Source organism: Lactobacillus kullabergensis, from assembly GCF_000967195.1.
Lineage (GTDB): Bacteria > Bacillota > Bacilli > Lactobacillales > Lactobacillaceae > Lactobacillus > Lactobacillus kullabergensis.
In genome coordinates this window covers 1,301,547-1,318,235 of sequence record NZ_KQ033871.1, presented here as the reverse complement: position 1 = coordinate 1,318,235, position 16,689 = coordinate 1,301,547, and the positions used below count along the sequence as shown (strand labels likewise).

Sequence of the window (16,689 nt, the reverse complement as noted above, 5' to 3'; positions counted from 1 at the left end):
TTTAAATTGGAGTGTTGTCCGAGTGGCTTAAGGAGCATGATTGGAAATCATGTATATGGGTTAATCCTGTATCGAGAGTTCAAATCTCTCACACTCCGTTAATAGTAATAAGAAGCTTGTGATATCAACTGTTACAAGCTTTTTTTATGCTTTCGCACGGCATAAAAGTATAAAAAAAGGCTCGACGTTCTGTTTTATTTCATCCGGTACTTTTGCAATTTCTTAGAATTTTGAATTAATTTATCTAGCATTCAGTCAACCCATGGCGCAATAGTGCGCTAATTTGTCGCTCTTAAATTATAGGAGAACCTCATGTTTAGACCTTAAACTTTCGAAATGAAATTCTTTTTCATTTATTCCAAAATTTTTAAAATGTTAGAGTAAAATTTTATTTACAACATTTGTGGAAGAGAAATAAATGTGAGGTTTAATGAAACTTGGTATGGTTCGTGAGATCTTGTTTCTTTTAAAATTATAATAAAACAAAAATTTAGATAAATTGTGTTACAAACTTATGTGTCCTACATCAGATTACGAAGCCAAATTATCTTTTGTCGTGGCGGGAAAACCTTATTTTAAATCAAGCAACAAAATCAGCTATTCATTTTATGACGATGTAAAGAAGAAAACAGTTAGTTTCATTAGATGAAAATAGCGTTTATTCTAAGCTTCATGGATTTAAAGATTATTTTTATACTGATTTAAAGACCAAGACTAATTAGCTAAAATATAATAACAAACGCATTCAAAAGACTAAAAATAGTGTTCAAAATTCCAAGCCTCAAGGTATTGTTAGTGCTAATAGTGTTGTTTCACCTAGAGTCAGTAAAAACGTTTAAATGACTTCATATTAAGTGATCAAGGTAAGTTTTTTCAAGTAGCTGCAAAATTAAGAAAAATAAACAAATATAACACCAACAAGTATATCTTTAAAATTGAAGATAGAGTAAGATTGCCTTGCAGTTAATTAAAGATGGCTGGCCAGCTAATGTTAAAGTGGTCAGAAGAAATATGAACGAACTGGGCTTAGGGTTTAAAAGCCAATAAATGAAATTGGTGTATGTGTTCTTGTTTTTGCCATATAGTTGGTAAGATTTCACTTAATTTAATTAAACTCAGCTGCTTTTACTTAAGACCAAATAAGAAATAGTACGCGGATATTACTGAATTTCATCTTAGGGGGACAAATGATTTATTTGTCAACCATTTTGGATGGCTATGTTGGCGATATAGATTTCTACTCAATTTCAGGGCATCTTAATATGGAACTGGTAGTGTCAATGTTGGATAAAATTTTTCCTAAACATCAGGCTTTAAATGCTTGTGATTTCCATACAGTGTAATATCAAAATTCGATTTATCAGAGTGTATTGAATTTACATGGCATTATTCAAAACGTGTAGCGCAAATGAAATACAATGCACGAGCGGATAGTGGAGAACTTCTTGGCTTGATTAAAACGAAAATGTTTTACGTCCAGGAATATAAGTACCATAATCTGCAAGAACTAACTAAAGAAATTGCGTAATAACACTGAAAGAAATAAAGACAGACCAAAAGGCCTGACCCAAAAGAATACTGGGCTCAGACCTTAAAGAAATTATATTAATTTTTATCAAAATTTTAGGACTTAAAACATAATATAAATTTAAATTAGTCTTTTTTCATTAATAATAAGATCAATTGAATTGCCTTTTCTTTTTAAAATAGTTTTTCATCAATCAGATTAATGGAATAAAACCCCTAAAGCTATACTTTATAAACGAATTAAATGATTAATAAAATTAAATAAGTTTGGCTTCTATAATGCTTGTGATTTTAGTAGTTAGTCTTCTACTAATTTTATTTTAGGAACATCAGAAGTTATTATTTCACCTTTATTTAATTCAACATGAATTTTTGATACCTGGCCGTAGTCCTTATCAGGGTGCTTTGCTAAAATTTCATTAATGTCATCTTCGCCATTGTCAGAGAATATGTTTCCAGTTCCTCGTACAGCTTTAATAGTATAATCGCCAGGTTTGATATCTTTACCTACTGTCCAACTACCAGGGGTCAGTATCTTTCTAAAAATACGTTTGTCTGGAGTTGGGATTAGTTTTGTTGATTCAATTCCATCAATCTTTATCTTTTCTCCTGCTTTTAAGTCAGTGGTGTACGAAGAAAGTTTCATCCATGTATCATCCTCAGTTGGCCCTAAAATGACATTTATATTACGATCATTAGGACTGTTTCGTGAAAATAGATTGCCACTACCTGAGACGGCCTTAATTACATAACGTCCGGGTTTAATTTCTTTACCGACTTTATGAGTACCAGCCGACAGTGTTACTGCTTTAGCAGTATTTTTCTCTATTTCTACTTTTTTACTTTGTCGATTATTACTTTCACCTTTATCACCTGATTTGTTCGTATCATCAGCTGAACATCCTATCAAAGAAAAGATGAATAAGCTTGTTATTAAAAATGATAAGGTTTTTTTTAGATTACCCATTACTTCCTCCCAAAGATTTACTACCATAGGTTTAATGTCGCTGGTGTTATGGACAAAATATGAACCTTAATATTTAAGATTTTTAATGTTACAAAAACTTTATATAATTAAATTAAAAAATTTCATGTGATGCTTTTATTTTTTTAATTCTAGTATAAATAATTATTATAGAAGATACAAGAATAGATTATTTTAAGTGACAATTTTTCAATATCAAAATATATTGTACTTTTTAAAATAAAAGTTGAAGTAGGATAAAATCTAACAAGTGAATAAGAAAACTCTTTTATCAGAAAATAAAAATTTTTAATGGAATGTGAGAGATTTAAACTTTTGATATAAAATTTTCAATCATACTCCCCAAAATTCAGATGAAAAATACATAGAAATTAAACTCCGATTGTCATACTTGATCCGACAACTTCTTGAATAGTAGTCAAGCATTCTTCACCCGATCTAGTTGTATCCTTAATCTTTAATATAAAAAAGAATTGAAAAAAGTTTAGTTAATTCATAGAAATTAATATTAATGAACAGAATCCTACAAAAATTTCAAAAAAATGTAGACATAAATAGAAACTTATGCTAAATTATTAAGAGTGGTCGAGAGATGACAACAAAATGGAGGATTAGCTCAGCTGGGAGAGCATCTGCCTTACAAGCAGGAGGTCACAGGTTCGAGCCCTGTATCCTCCATAATGATGGTGGTGTGAAGGGAAGTTCGCGCCGCCATTATTTATTGATTTAATTAATAAATGGAATCCTTGCATTTTCTTTCAGAATAGGTATACTATTGAATGTGCTTTGATTCAGAACAATGACCCGTTGGTCAAGTGGTTAAGACATCGCCCTTTCACGGCGGTAACATGGGTTCAAATCCCGTACGGGTCATTTTGGAGGATTAGCTCAGCTGGGAGAGCATCTGCCTTACAAGCAGGAGGTCACAGGTTCGAGCCCTGTATCCTCCATCGTTCTATGGCTACCGAACATGCGGTAGCTTTTTTTATTATCAATGTATATATAAGAACATAGAACGAAAATTTTAAAAAATCGGTTCAAGTCCTGAGAGGATCCTTAAGTGGAGATGCCTTGTAACCGAATAGCTATTGTCTATAGGGGGACTAATATGGAAAAACGTTTGTTTACTTCAGAATCTGTTTCTGAAGGTCATCCAGACAAGATTGCTGATCAGATTTCTGATGCAATTTTGGATGCTATTATTGCCAAAGACCCTCAAGCTCATGTAGCTTGTGAGACAATCGTCAATACTGGTATTGTCTATGTCTTTGGTGAAATATCAACTAGTGCTTATGTTGATATTCAAGGAATTGTTCGCAAGACAGTTTTGAGAATTGGCTATGATAAACCAGAACTTGGCTTTGATGGCAATAATTGCGCTGTCTTAATTGATATTGATGAACAATCACCTGATATTGCTCAAGGCGTTGATCATTCTCTTGAAACGCGTGAAAATCAATCTGACGAAGATCAGCTTGATCAAATTGGGGCTGGAGATCAAGGCTTAATGTTTGGTTTTGCAATCAATGAAACGCCTGAATTAATGCCTTTGCCTATTTCGCTTGCTCATCGCTTAATGAGACAGGTTGCCAAGCTACGTAAAGACGGTACTTTAACTTGGCTTAGACCTGATGCTAAGGCAGAAGTGACTGTTGAATACGATGAAAAACAAAAACCAATACGTGTAGATACCGTTGTTATTTCAACACAGACCGATGATAAGGTTTCAAACGAGGAAATCCGGCAAGCTATGATTGATTTGGCAATTAAAAAGGTAATACCTGCTAAGTATCTTGATGAAAAGACCAAGTTTCTGATTAACCCATCAGGTCGCTTTGTTATTGGTGGACCTAAGGGTGATTCGGGACTGACTGGACGTAAAATTATTGTTGATACCTACGGTGGCTATGCTCGCCACGGTGGTGGCGCTTTTTCTGGAAAGGATCCTACAAAGGTTGACCGCAGTGCCAGTTATGCTGCCAGATATGTGGCTAAAAATATTGTTGCTTCAGGTTTGGCTGATCGCTGTGAAGTTCAATTAGCTTACGCAATTGGTGTTGCTCATCCCGTTTCAGTTATGGTTGATACAGCCGGAACCGGTAAAGTAAGTGATGACCTTTTAACAAAAGCAGTACGTAAGGTCTTTGACTTGCGCCCAGCTGGAATAATTAAAATGCTTAATTTAAGGCGGCCGATTTATGAGCAAACTGCAGCTTACGGACACTTTGGCAGAACAGATATTGATTTACCATGGGAGAAAACCGATAAAGTTCAAGACCTTTTAAATTTTGTTAACGAAAATAAGTAAAGCTTTTCATTAATAAGGGAGTTGTAATTTTGAAAAAGACAAATGTACGAGTAGTAATGATTGCGATTTTTATGACGACATTTATGACCGCCATCGAAGGTACAATCGTTTCTACTGCAATGCCGACAATTGTTTCCGATCTGAATGGATTAGAAATTATGAATTGGGTTGTTTCCATATTTTTGTTTATGACTGCTGTGTCAACTCCTTTATATGGCAAATTAGCAGACAGCTTTGGTCGTAAACCAATTTTTCTATTTGGAATAGCTCTTTTTGTGATTGGGTCTGCTCTTTGTGGTCAGGCTCAGAATATGGTTGAACTAATTTTATTCCGTGTTATTCAGGGACTGGGTTCTGGAGCTGTTCAACCAGTTGCGATGACCATAATTGCAGATTTATATAGTCTGGAAAAAAGAACAAAAATGCTGGGTCTCAACTCTGGTTTTTGGGGCGTAGCTTCAGTCATTGCTCCATTACTTGGTGGCTTTATTGTGCAAAATCTTTCTTGGCACTGGGTTTTCTACATTAATGTGCCAATTGGTATCATTGCACTTTTATTAATTGTCTTTTTCTTAAATGAACCAAGGAATAAGCAAAAGACTAAACTTGACGTTAAAGGAACATTTTGGCTGGTTGTTTTGCTTTTAACCTTAATGTTTACACTTCAAGATTTAGGTACTCTTAATCCTTTTATGCTTATTGCTTTAATTGTACTAATCATAGTCAGCGCAATTATCTTTTATCATGAAGAAAAGCGCGCGGATGATCCGATAATGCCACTGTCAATGCTCAAGGGCAAAGAGTTCTTGGCTGTCAATATGATTACCCTGCTTGTAGCAGGGGTAGTTATTGGCTTTGAGTTTTATATTCCAACTTGGATGCAGGGCATTAACGGAACTTCTGCTACAATAGCAGGTTTTGCCGTAACTCCAAGCTCTGTTATGTGGGTTGTGGGTTCATTTTTGATCGGTGGCATGTTGAGTCGCTGGGGTGTAGGAAAAACTTTCTTTGGATTGCTTACAATCCTGCTAATTGCTGACTGTATGTTATTGCTTGTTCCTATTCATACTCCGTTTTGGGTCTTTTGTGTCATAGCAACACTTAATGGCTTTTCCTTTGGTGGAGTTCTAACCGCTTCGCAAGTCAGGTCACAGGTTTTAGTTTCAAAAGAAAATATTGGTGTTGCTACTTCCTTTAACACATTAATGAGGTATTTAGGTCAAACAATGATGGTTTCCATTTTTGGTATAACCTTCAATACTGTCGTGGCACATCAACTTGCAAAACATCCGAATTTGACACAAGGCATGATGAACAAAATAGTTTCATCATCTAAAGCCCAAGAACTATCTGCGAACTTAATTCCACAATTAAGGCAAGTACTTTTTAGTGCTTTAAAAGGGGTTTACTTCGTTTCGCTTGTTGCTATAGTAATATCTGTTATTTTTAATTGTATTTATAAAAGCAAAGAGAAAGCTAATTAGTCGTTAGATTTATAACAGACCTGTTGGTTTATTTACCAGCAGGTTTTTTATTTTAAAATTTTTTCATTAGTAGAAATAATTTGCCTGAAAAATTATAATAAATAATATTAAACTTAATAAGTAATTGGAGTATAAAAAAATGGCAAGGGAAATTACTAATTGGCGTTCCTTAGGTGGTTACACTGGATTTGAAGGAAGAAAAGTAAAAGACGGGTTACTTTTTAGATGTGGACAATTGTATAACTTGACTCCTTATCAAAAAGAACAAGTACAAGATAAATATCAAATTAAGAGAGTTTTTGATTTTAGGGGCGAGGAAGAAAGAAAACAATTTCCGGATTATTTGTGGTCCGGATTAGATTATGTTGTAATTGATGTTTTAAAAGATGCTCAGGTTAATCAAGCCAGTGTTGATGAAATTGTTTCTGGTAATAATCAGGCTGAAGAAGATATGCTTACCACCTATGAAGAATTAGCTTTACAGAAATCTGCTCAAAATGGCTACCATCAATTTTTAATGACTCTCATAAATGATCCTGTTCCGACAGCATTTCATTGTTTTGCAGGCAAAGATCGCACAGGAGTGGCAGCAGCTTTAATTTTGAAAAGCCTGGGAGTAAGTGATGATCAAATCTTTGCCGATTATCTAAAAACTACTAAGGCGCGCAAGCAGGAAAATCAGGAAATTTTGGACTACCTAAGAGACCAATTAACAAGTTCACAATTAAAAGATGTTGCTATAGCTTTAACGGTTCAAAAGTCATATTTAGAACGGTATTTTTCTGCCGTTAGGCAAAATTATGGGGATTTTGATAATTACCTGATTAAAGGACTGAATTTACCGAGTGATTTTAAGAGCAAAATGAGGCAAATTTATTTGGTATAAAATTTAATTGAAAATAAAAAAAGATATGTCTCTTAAATTTTGGAACCATACCATTTTTTAAGTTTTTGACTTGCTTCATAATTGATTTCAAATAATAGTACCTACCAATATAAAGTATTTACAATATTAGTTTTATTTTTAAACTATAGTAACTATTTACTTTATGAAATTAATTTTTAGATGACATTCTGACAAAAATAGGCTAGATTTGAAGAAAGTAGTTTTAATTATTCAAATTTTTACAAGGGAGAAAAATGCAACGCAACGATTATATTAAAAGTTTAAAACTTGAACCCCATCAGGAAGGTGGCTGGTTCAGGCAAGTTTATACTAGTGACAAAGAATTTTATGATGAAGACAGCAATGGAAATCGATTTTATTACACTTCAATTTACTTTTTGCTTGATGATACCAGTTGTTCTCACTTTCACCGACTGAACCATGATGAAATGTGGTATTACCACGATGGAGAAGCGATTACTATTCATTGTATTTCTCCAGAAGGTAAATACACTGCTGTAAAGTTAGGCAAAAATGTTTCAGCTGGAGAATATATGCAGTTTAAAGTTCCCAAACACACCATTTTTGCATCTGAAGTTACTAAACCAAACAGTTTTTGTTTAGTAAGCTGTGTTGTTTCACCAGGATTTGATTATCATGACTTTGAGATGCTTAAAAAGTCAGATTTATTAAAACAGTGCCCTGGATATCAAGATGTCATTAATCGCTTAGCAATTGACTGAGCTAAAATTCTAAATTAAGGTAGCAAAAAAGAGTTCGAATTATCACTAATTGATAAGAACTCTTTTTTAGTTAATAAATAGTACTTTGTGCTCTTTGATTTTCTAAGTAATAATGGTAAAGGAAGGAATATCCGATTAAAAGAAATGCGATTCCTTCTAAAAACCCGCCAACTACGTCAGAAGGGTAGTGAACGTGGTTGAAAATCCTTGTATAACCAATTAGTATTGGAAAACAGGCCCAAATGATGCACAATACAGTTTTTATAGCTTTATTTTTAATTAATAAAATTGTTAAAACAATCAAAATCCCAAATAATGTGGCACTGCCAACTGAATGTCCTGATGGAAAACTATAACCGTGAGCTGCCACAAGGTGTTGGGTAAGCGGTCTGTGACGAGCTATTGCGTGTTTGATAATCCAGTTGTATCCGTTAGCCGCAATCATTGTTCCAGCAGTAAAAAATGCATAAGCAAATTTTTTGCAAAATGCTAAAACAATTACCAAGATGATTGTTTCAATCATAATTACATTGGTATTGCCTAAATTGGTAAATGTTGTAGCAAATTTGATTACTGCAGGATTGTTATTGCAAATAATATTTATGACAGTTTGATCAAATTTTTGGATAAACTGGTTTTCGGAAGCAACTAAAATTGCCCACGCTGCATAAGCAATCAAAAAGATTGTAGCAGGTACTATGGTGTCTCTTTTTGTCTGAATTGTTTTGTTCAAAAACTTTCTCCCCTTGTTTTTTTTATTCATTGTGGTAAATTATAATCATTATTGGTCAAAAAATAAAGATCAGGAACTAGTAGCAATTTTGTTTTTCTATAGAGAAGAGTCGGAAGGTGCAAGACTTGAAAAATAGGTTGTGAACTGAGCCTGGAACAAATCTAACGTTTGCTATCCGCGTTAAGGGGCATGAGTGTCGCACTTTTGGTGCGGAACTTAGGTGGTACCGCGATTATTCGTCCTATGAAAAAATATTTCATAGGACTTTTTTTATGAGGTAAAAAATATGTACAATCACAAAGTTGTCGAAAAAAAATGGCAGGATTACTGGGAAAGAAATCAAACATTTAAAACCGGTAATGACCCGAAAAAGAAAAATTATTATGTTTTAGATATGTTTCCTTTTCCATCCGGTAAAGGACTGCATGTAGGACACCCAGAAGGTTACACAGCAACTGATATTGTCGCACGAATGAAGCGCAGTCAAGGCTATAACGTCCTTCACCCAATGGGTTGGGATGCTTTTGGTCTTCCTACTGAACAATATGCTCTTCAAACGGGACAAGATCCGGCTGTTGTTACTACTGAAAATATTGCTAATTTTAAAAGACAGCTCAATACTCTAGGATTCTCATACGACTGGAACAGAGAATTGGCAACTTGTGATCCAAAATATTACAAGTGGACGCAATGGACTTTTGAGCAAATGTATAAAAATGGCTTGGCTTATGAGGCAGAAGCACCGGTTAACTGGTCACCAGATTTAGGTACAGTTGTTGCTAACGAAGATATTGTTGATGGTAAGACTGAACGTGGTGGTTACCCAATATATCGTCGTAACATGAAGCAATGGATGTTAAGAATTACCAAATATGCTGACCGTCTTCTTGCTGGTTTAGACAATCTTGATTGGCCAGAAAACATTAAGGAAATGCAACGGAACTGGATTGGTCGCTCTGTAGGCGCACAAATTACTTTTAAGGTTAAAAATTCCAATGAAACTTTTGATGTCTTTAGTACGCGTCCGGACACTTTATTTGGTGCAACTTACGCTGTATTAGCTCCAGAAAATGAATTAGTTCAAAAAATTATGACTGATGGTCATAAAGATGAAGTCAATGCCTATATTAAACAAATTGAATCTAAGTCCGACCTTGAAAGAACAGATCTAAATAAAACCAAGACAGGTGTCTTTACAGGTGCTTATGCAATTAATCCTGTAAATAATGAAGAAATTCCTATCTGGATTGCTGACTACGTACTTGGCAGTTATGGTACTGGTGCAGTTATGGCAGTTCCTGCACACGATACACGTGATTATGAGTTCGCTCAGAAATTCAATTTGCCTATTAAGGCCGTTATCAAAGGTGGAGATATTGCACAAGAAGCCTATACTGGTGATGGTCCACACATAGATTCTGAGTTCCTAAACGGGCTCAACAATGCAGAAGCTAAAGAGAAAATTGTGGCCTGGCTCACTGAACACCATGCTGGAGAGAAAAAGGTTAATTACAAGTTACGTGACTGGGAATTTAGTCGTCAGCGTTATTGGGGCGAGCCAATTCCAGTAATTCACTGGGAAGATGGAGAAACAACGCTGGTTCCAGAAGATGAATTACCGCTCGTTTTACCTCATGCTACTGACATCAAGCCCTCAGGAACACCTGAGAGTCCATTAGTTAATCTTAAAGACTGGGTTAATGTAGTTGATAAAAATGGTCGTAAGGGTAAACGTGAAACTAATACTATGCCTAATTGGGCGGGTTCTTCATGGTACTTCCTGCGTTTTGTTGATCCGCACAATGATAATAAATTAGCCGATTACGAATTGCTCAAGAAGTGGATGCCGGTTGATCTTTATATCGGTGGTGCAGAGCATGCTGTACGACACCTGCTTTATGCTAGATTTTGGAATATGGTTTTATATGATTTGGGAGTTGTTCCAAATGAAGAGCCATTCCAAAGATTATTCAATCAGGGATTAATTCTTAAAGACCATGATAAAATGTCTAAGTCAAAAGGCAATGTAGTTAACCCGGATGACGTGATCGATGAGTATGGTGCAGACAGTCTGAGAATGTACGAAATGTTCATGGGACCTCTTGATGCTTCTATTGACTGGGATGATAATGGTCCCGCTTCAACCAAGAAGTTCTTGGATAGGGTTTGGCGCTTATTTGTCAACGATTTAGATCTTAAAGCTATTCCTCAAGAAAATATCGTGGAGGACAACGATGGTACTTTAGATAAAGTTTATAATGAAACTGTTAAAAAGGTAACGGAAGATTTTGATGATTTACACTTTAATACCGCGATTTCTCAATTAATGGTCTTTGTTAATGCCGCACAGAAAGCTAAAACTATTCCAAGGAAATATGCGGAAGGTTTTATCACGCTTTTAGCGCCGATTGCTCCACACATGATGGAAGAAATCTGGCAAATATTTGGTCATAATGAATCTGTGACCTTTGCCAAATGGCCAACCTATGATCCGGCTAAATTAGTTGAGTCAACAGTTGAAATTATGGTACAAGTTAATGGCAAACTGCGCGGAAATTTCACAGCAGCTGTTGATTTAGATAAAGCTGAAATTCAAAAGCAAGCCTTGGCTTTACCTCATGTACAAAAATTTTTAAAAGGCAAAGATATTAAGAAGGTCATCGTTGTACCAAATAAGATTGTTAATATTGTAGCCAAATAAAGTTAATTTTTCCTAAAGTGCAAAGTATATTTGTTGTTAATTGCCTTTTTTCATTCACAATAATATAGTTAGTAAACTAGATTTAGGGAATATTAATGAGAGAAAATAATTTAACTGAACAAAATACACAAAATACCTTCATTAAGGGCAGTGCGTGGATGACCTTTGGCTCTATTACGTCACGTATTTTAGGGGCACTCTATATTATTCCATGGTTTTATTGGATGTCACCTTACGGTAATATTGCCAATGCATTAACTGCTAGAAGTTATAATATCTATAGTATTTTTATTTTAATATCTACGGCAGGAATTCCTGGTGCTGTTGCTAAGCAGGTAGCCAAATACAATGCACTTAATGAATATGGTGTAGGACGTAAGCTTTTTCATCGTGGTCTGATTTTAATGGTAATTTTGGGTATCATATCAGCTGCAATAATGTACTTTGCTTCGCCTTTTCTGGCATCTAACGGCTCGCAGATTGATCCCAGACAGGTAAGAGTCATGCGTAGTCTGTCATACGCTATCTTGATTATTCCTGTGTTAAGCATCATGCGGGGATATTTTCAGGGCTATGAAGATATGATGCCATCGGCCATGTCTCAGTTTGTGGAACAGCTGGCGCGGGTTATTTGGATGTTATTAACTGCTTATGTAATTATGCAGGTGCAACACGGCAACTTTGTTGACGCTGTTGTGCAGTCAAATTTAGCTGCAGCAATCGGAGCAATTTTCGGAATTGCCGTTCTAGCCTGGTTTTTGCTTTCGCGACGTGACAAGCTTAATGAATTAGTTGAAAACTCTAATAATGAAATCCAAGTTTCAACCTCTGCTCTTTTTGCAGAAATTATTGCTCAGGCAGTTCCGTTTATTATTATTGATGCAGGAATACAGCTTTTTTATCTGGTAGATCAGTATTCTTTTCATCCAATGATTGCCAGTTTAATCAATGCATCCAATAATACAATTGAGACTTGGTATGCGTTATTTGCCCTTAATGCCAATAAGTTGATAATGATTATCGTGTCTCTTGCCAGTGCAATGGCAGTGACAACAATTCCTTTGTTGTCTGCAGCACACACAAAGCATGACTTTCACGCGATTTCAAATCAAATAGGCAACACTTTAGATTTATTTCTATTCGTCATGATTCCGGCTTCTTTTGGTATGGCAGCAATTTCTACACCGGTTTATACAATTTTCTATGGTTATGATAAGCTGGGTGCAAATGTATTATATCTATCATCATTTACAGCAATAAGTTTAGGTTTATTCACTGTATTGATGGCGATTTTGCAGGGATTATCAGAAAATGGTCTTGCTATAAAGTATTTAATATTAGGCTTGATTATAAAAATTTTGATGCAATATCCAATGATTTATTTGTTTAAGGTTTTTGGACCATTGATTGCAACTAATTTAGGGATGCTTGTCATTATCTTTATGGCTTTAAAACACCTTAAAGTCGGCTATAATTTTAACCAAGATCGAACAAGAAGGCGTTTTATCGGAATTACCGCATTTTCTGTAATCATGTTTTTAATCGTTTTGGCAGTAGAAAAAGGACTTGAATTGTTCTTGAATCCTGCAAGCAGTTTGCAGTCGTTAATTATAGTAGTTATATCCATTATTGTCGGGTGCTTATTTTACGGATTTGCTGCGATTAAGTCTGATTTGGCACAAAAAATTCTTGGGAATAAAATTATTCCTATATTAGAAAAATTGCATATTCATGCATAATTAAAAAGGTAATCTTAAAACTTGGTACCGTAATAAAAACGGCATCAAGTTTTTTGCTTTGAGCTAAATATATTTAGAACTAGTTTGTTAATCGACTTATTTTAGCTTTTTAAAGTTAAATGAAAACTCTTTACTAACTGAATTAAAACTCGGTAAGCAAAGAGTTTATTAATTTAAACTGAATATAATGTTTATTTTATTGACTTAATCTTTTTAAGGATGCAATTATTTATAATTTAAAGTATAGTCTACACAGTCAATAATCTTATGCATACCTTCAAATAAAGCATCTTTTTCGGTAGATAAAGAAATTCTAAAGTATCTGTCCGAATATTCCAAATCACTACCCTTGGCAACAATTACATGGAAGTGGTCTTCTAAGAGTTTATAGTACAAATCAACATCTTTGATTTCATCAGGAATTTTAATAAACATATATAGGCCTCCTAGATACTTTGAGGAAGCAAAATACTTACTTGTAGAAAGCAAATTAGTTAGTTTTTTACCTCTTTGTCCAATTTCTTCAATATGATGGGTATATTGATCTGGTTCTTCTAAAATTATTTCACCAATGAATTGACTAATAGTTGGGGCACTAAAGGTGATCCCCTCATTATAATAACCGTCCCGTTCAATAATACCGGCAGGAGCAATCACATAGCCTAGACGTATTCCTGGGATAGCAAAAGTCTTGGAAAAACTGCTGACTAATATTTGATGAGAAATGTCAGTTGAGACTGGTTGATATTTGTAGGTGCTCGGATAGTCACTATAAACATGATCATCAACTATAAAAATATTGTTTTCCTCACAAAGTTTATTCAAGAAGTTACGGTCTGTTTTTGAAATAGTTGCACCAGTAGGGTTATTAGGATAGTTAATGATAATAGCCTTGGTATTTCGATTTACTGCGTTTTTGATTTGGTCTTTTGGTAATGCAAAATCGGGAGCCTCTGATTTGACTATCACTGGCTTTGCGCCTACTCCTGCAATTAAATTTAAGTACGAAGGGAAGAAGGGAGCAATAACTATAATTTCATCACTTTGAGATTTGATGATTGACTTTAAGGATAAAAATGCACCATGTAAGCATGACACTGTGATTTGGATGTTATTTACATCAATATCTTTTATGCCATATTTTTCTTTGTAATATGTCACAATTTCTTTTCTGAGTTTTGGCAGACCCATACCTGGAGTGTATCCGTTGCCTTCTTTTTCAACTCGTTTCACAAGTTTGTCAATTATTCTTTTGTTTATTCCAGAACGAAAATCCCCAATAGATAAGTCAATGTAATCTGATGGGAGTATATTAACGTCTAAGCTCATAATATATTAACCTTTCTTTAAGTAAATTATTGTATAAATCATATTATTTAATTCGAAAAAGGTCAAATTGCACAAAAATAAATTCAGGTCTAATTTTTCATATAATCGAACTTGAATTAAACTTGAATTTTTGAGTAAGACAAATAAATTTATTTTTTAAGAATTTAGTACTTATGAAATTCACCGTCAGGAGTGTCATTACCGTGATCCTTTTCAGGCATAACAATTGCAGCAATAATATATAAAAGCAATCCTGTAAAGAATGAAAACAATATTAAGGCTCCGCCTCCAATCCTGGTCCATGCTTTATCCCAGCCAAAGTATTCTGCGACTCCGCCAAAGACACCGGAGACAATCTTATCCTCAGATTTTGTTAAACGTTTTTGCATGACAATACCTCCTTTTACTATAATTTTAATACAAAAAAATCATTTAAGTACAATTGAAAACATATTTTTAAAAATAAAAGTAGACAAGTCTAAGTTTTTGAAAAATCACTTGCGAAATATTAAAGTGCCTAGCAGAAACTCCGCGAAATACTATTTACAGGTATAGCAATTTTTATACTAATATAAGCATTTATCTTTTGCTTATTTTTAGTTAAATCGTTGTTGCTTCAAGTAACTATTGTGACTGTCAATTAGCAAGTTCTGAATAATACGCTAGAAATAAGGAAAAATAGAAAACAAAAATCGTAAAATAATTGAACAAGAGGAATTAAATAAATATTTAGGAAAAAGCAAAAGAGCTAGTTCCACACTGGACCAGCTCTTACTAGCTTAACGTGATGCCCCGAAAAAGATTCGAACTTTCACTTAGTTACCTAAACAGCGACCTGAACGCTGCGCGTCTGCCAATTCCGCCATCGGGGCTTATTATTTTTAGCACAGTAATAATCATACCAAAAATTTGGTAAAATGTAAGCATAAAACTTAAAATAATCCAAAAAATATCAGGGAAGGGAGAATCACACTTGAAAAAGAAAGCAAAAGCCATCATTCTATTTTTTATCAGCTTTTTATTACTGGCATTTCCAGTTGACGTGTATGCTGCTTCAAAATTGCCTGATAATTATGATCAAGATAAAGTAGCTATCGATGCTAAAGCAGCTATAGCAATTGACAGTATGACTGGACAATTATTGTATGGCAAAAATATTAATCAGCCATTGCCCATAGCTTCAATGACAAAACTGGTAACCGCATATTTAACCCTAAAGGCAATTGATCAGGAAAAAATCAATTGGAACACCAAGGTTACGCCTACTCGGCAAATTTTTGCCGTTGCCAGTAACAGAGAGTATTCAAACGTTCCCTTGCGTATAAAGCACACGTATACGATTAGACAATTGTATCAAGCAACCTTAATTGAATCCGCTAACGGAGCCGCAATGATGTTAGCAGAAGCAATTAGTGGTTCTCAGGTTGCGTTCGTTAAGCAAATGAGACAGCAGCTGCAAAAATGGGGCATTAAAGATGCTCGTATTTATACAACCTGCGGATTGCCCAACAAAAGCGTTGGTAATGATGCTTATCCTGGGGCAGGTAAAAATGATGAGAACATGTTGTCTGCCAAGGATATGGCTATTGTAGGTCAGAAATTAATACAGGATTATCCTGAAGTACTTAAGACTACTAAAATTGCTAAAATGGACTTTATTGACCAAAATATGGCAACGCCAATGAGCAATTTTAACTGGATGCTAAAAGGGATGCCGCAATATCATAAAAATCTAAAAATAGATGGTTTGAAAACAGGAACTACTGATGCTGCAGGTGCTTGTTTCATTGCGACTGCACCTCATCGTGGTGGGCGAATCATTACTGTAATCATGGGTGCAAAACATGTTACTAACACTGATCCAGCTCGTTTTATTCAAACAGCTAAACTGCTCAATTACGTTTATCAAAAATACGAGCCCTTGATTTTTCAGCGTAATGAAGTAATTATTGGTCACACTAATATGGCAGTTCACGATGGACAAGCCAGGCAGATAAATATTGGTATCAAAAATAAAACACTGATCTGGATACCACGAAATGGCTCTAAATTTCAGGTGGGTTTAACATCCAAAACTGTTGAAGCTCCAGTAGAAAAAGGGCAAAAAATCAACGCTTATTACTTTAAGACCGGCAAAAACAAAATTATTTCACTGCAAAGTCCTAATGGCCTATTGTTGCCCGCCCATGCTTTAGAATCAACTAATAGAGTAAACATTTTTGTAAGGTTTTGGCGCTGGCTATTTGGAGGCTAA

The 16,689-nt window shown here is 34.7% G+C and carries 12 protein-coding genes, 5 tRNA genes, 1 riboswitch and 1 other annotated feature; of the genes, 12 read left to right on the top strand and 5 right to left on the bottom strand.

Going from position 1 to position 16,689, the window contains the following annotated elements:
- The first annotated feature begins 8 nt into the window (after window positions 1–8).
- Window positions 9–98: transfer RNA gene (locus JF76_RS10350), tRNA-Ser, on the top strand.
- Between the two features lie 1,089 nt (window positions 99–1,187).
- On the top strand, window positions 1,188–1,343 hold the full coding sequence (locus JF76_RS10230) for a hypothetical protein (protein WP_156962764.1): 156 nt from the start codon (window positions 1,188–1,190) through the stop codon (window positions 1,341–1,343).
- Between the two features lie 482 nt (window positions 1,344–1,825).
- Here JF76_RS10230 and JF76_RS09960 read toward each other — a convergent pair whose 3' ends face one another.
- Window positions 1,826–2,494, bottom strand: a complete 669-nt coding sequence (locus JF76_RS09960; protein ID WP_052697087.1) for a hypothetical protein — start codon at window positions 2,492–2,494, stop codon at window positions 1,826–1,828.
- 623 nt (window positions 2,495–3,117) lie between these two features.
- On the opposite strand from JF76_RS09960, the gene JF76_RS06705 reads away from it, so the two are divergent.
- The 7 genes from JF76_RS06705 (at window position 3,118) to JF76_RS06675 (ending at window position 7,933) form a co-directional block, all read left to right on the top strand.
- Window positions 3,118–3,190: transfer RNA gene (locus JF76_RS06705), tRNA-Val, on the top strand.
- Between the two features lie 123 nt (window positions 3,191–3,313).
- Window positions 3,314–3,385 (top strand) — tRNA-Glu (locus JF76_RS06700).
- Window positions 3,386–3,389: 4 nt separating this feature from the next.
- Window positions 3,390–3,462, top strand: a tRNA-Val gene (locus JF76_RS06695).
- Between the two features lie 80 nt (window positions 3,463–3,542).
- A riboswitch (SMK box riboswitch) is annotated at window positions 3,543–3,623 on the top strand.
- The gene (gene metK, locus JF76_RS06690; RefSeq protein WP_045928362.1) at window positions 3,621–4,820 is read left to right on the top strand and encodes a methionine adenosyltransferase; all 1,200 of its coding nucleotides are present in this window, start codon (window positions 3,621–3,623) and stop codon (window positions 4,818–4,820) included. Its footprint overlaps the riboswitch before it by 3 nt.
- Before the next feature lie 29 nt (window positions 4,821–4,849).
- Complete coding sequence (locus tag JF76_RS06685) at window positions 4,850–6,304, top strand: MDR family MFS transporter (RefSeq protein ID WP_045928361.1); 1,455 nt, start codon at window positions 4,850–4,852, stop codon at window positions 6,302–6,304.
- 139 nt (window positions 6,305–6,443) lie between these two features.
- A complete protein-coding gene (locus JF76_RS06680) occupies window positions 6,444–7,190 on the top strand; it encodes a tyrosine-protein phosphatase (protein ID WP_045928360.1) in 747 nt (248 codons plus the stop codon).
- 254 nt (window positions 7,191–7,444) lie between these two features.
- Window positions 7,445–7,933, top strand: coding sequence for a cupin domain-containing protein (locus JF76_RS06675; RefSeq protein WP_045928359.1), 489 nt, complete (start codon window positions 7,445–7,447; stop codon window positions 7,931–7,933).
- A gap of 70 nt (window positions 7,934–8,003) precedes the next feature.
- Here the strand turns inward: JF76_RS06675 and JF76_RS06670 are convergent, their stop codons facing one another.
- Window positions 8,004–8,696 carry a phosphatase PAP2 family protein gene (locus tag JF76_RS06670; RefSeq protein WP_045928358.1) on the bottom strand — a complete coding sequence of 231 codons (693 nt, stop codon included), beginning with the start codon at window positions 8,694–8,696 and terminating at the stop codon, window positions 8,004–8,006.
- Window positions 8,697–8,722: 26 nt separating this feature from the next.
- Window positions 8,723–8,913, top strand: a binding site (T-box leader).
- 39 nt (window positions 8,914–8,952) lie between these two features.
- On the opposite strand from JF76_RS06670, the gene leuS reads away from it, so the two are divergent.
- Window positions 8,953–11,367 carry a leucine--tRNA ligase gene (gene leuS / locus JF76_RS06665; protein WP_045928357.1) on the top strand — a complete coding sequence of 805 codons (2,415 nt, stop codon included), beginning with the start codon at window positions 8,953–8,955 and terminating at the stop codon, window positions 11,365–11,367.
- Between the two features lie 95 nt (window positions 11,368–11,462).
- Window positions 11,463–13,106, top strand: coding sequence for a putative polysaccharide biosynthesis protein (locus JF76_RS06660; protein WP_045928356.1), 1,644 nt, complete (start codon window positions 11,463–11,465; stop codon window positions 13,104–13,106).
- 225 nt (window positions 13,107–13,331) lie between these two features.
- Here JF76_RS06660 and JF76_RS06655 read toward each other — a convergent pair whose 3' ends face one another.
- From JF76_RS06655 to JF76_RS06645, 3 genes are all read right to left on the bottom strand, one after another.
- Window positions 13,332–14,435 (bottom strand): pyridoxal phosphate-dependent aminotransferase, encoded by a 1,104-nt coding sequence (locus JF76_RS06655; RefSeq protein WP_052697086.1) that lies wholly within the window; start codon window positions 14,433–14,435, stop codon window positions 13,332–13,334.
- 164 nt (window positions 14,436–14,599) lie between these two features.
- Entirely contained in the window at window positions 14,600–14,824 is a 225-nt protein-coding gene (locus JF76_RS06650) for a PspC domain-containing protein (RefSeq protein ID WP_045928355.1), read from the bottom strand.
- Between the two features lie 399 nt (window positions 14,825–15,223).
- Window positions 15,224–15,307: transfer RNA gene (locus JF76_RS06645), tRNA-Leu, on the bottom strand.
- Between the two features lie 101 nt (window positions 15,308–15,408).
- On the opposite strand from JF76_RS06645, the gene JF76_RS06640 reads away from it, so the two are divergent.
- The gene (locus JF76_RS06640) at window positions 15,409–16,689 is read left to right on the top strand and encodes a serine hydrolase (RefSeq protein ID WP_052697085.1); all 1,281 of its coding nucleotides are present in this window, start codon (window positions 15,409–15,411) and stop codon (window positions 16,687–16,689) included.

Bases quoted from the DNA above. Each gene is read 5' to 3' on its own strand.
- JF76_RS10230 (WP_156962764.1), top strand. From the start codon at position 1,188: ATGATTTATTTGTCAACCATTTTGGATGGCTATGTTGGCGATATAGAT.
- JF76_RS09960 (WP_052697087.1), bottom strand. From the start codon at position 2,494: ATGGGTAATCTAAAAAAAACCTTATCATTTTTAATAACAAGCTTATTC.
- metK (WP_045928362.1), top strand. From the start codon at position 3,621: ATGGAAAAACGTTTGTTTACTTCAGAATCTGTTTCTGAAGGTCATCCA.
- JF76_RS06680 (WP_045928360.1), top strand. From the start codon at position 6,444: ATGGCAAGGGAAATTACTAATTGGCGTTCCTTAGGTGGTTACACTGGA.
- JF76_RS06675 (WP_045928359.1), top strand. From the start codon at position 7,445: ATGCAACGCAACGATTATATTAAAAGTTTAAAACTTGAACCCCATCAG.
- JF76_RS06670 (WP_045928358.1), bottom strand. From the start codon at position 8,696: ATGAATAAAAAAAACAAGGGGAGAAAGTTTTTGAACAAAACAATTCAG.
- leuS (WP_045928357.1), top strand. From the start codon at position 8,953: ATGTACAATCACAAAGTTGTCGAAAAAAAATGGCAGGATTACTGGGAA.
- JF76_RS06660 (WP_045928356.1), top strand. From the start codon at position 11,463: ATGAGAGAAAATAATTTAACTGAACAAAATACACAAAATACCTTCATT.
- JF76_RS06655 (WP_052697086.1), bottom strand. From the start codon at position 14,435: ATGAGCTTAGACGTTAATATACTCCCATCAGATTACATTGACTTATCT.
- JF76_RS06650 (WP_045928355.1), bottom strand. From the start codon at position 14,824: ATGCAAAAACGTTTAACAAAATCTGAGGATAAGATTGTCTCCGGTGTC.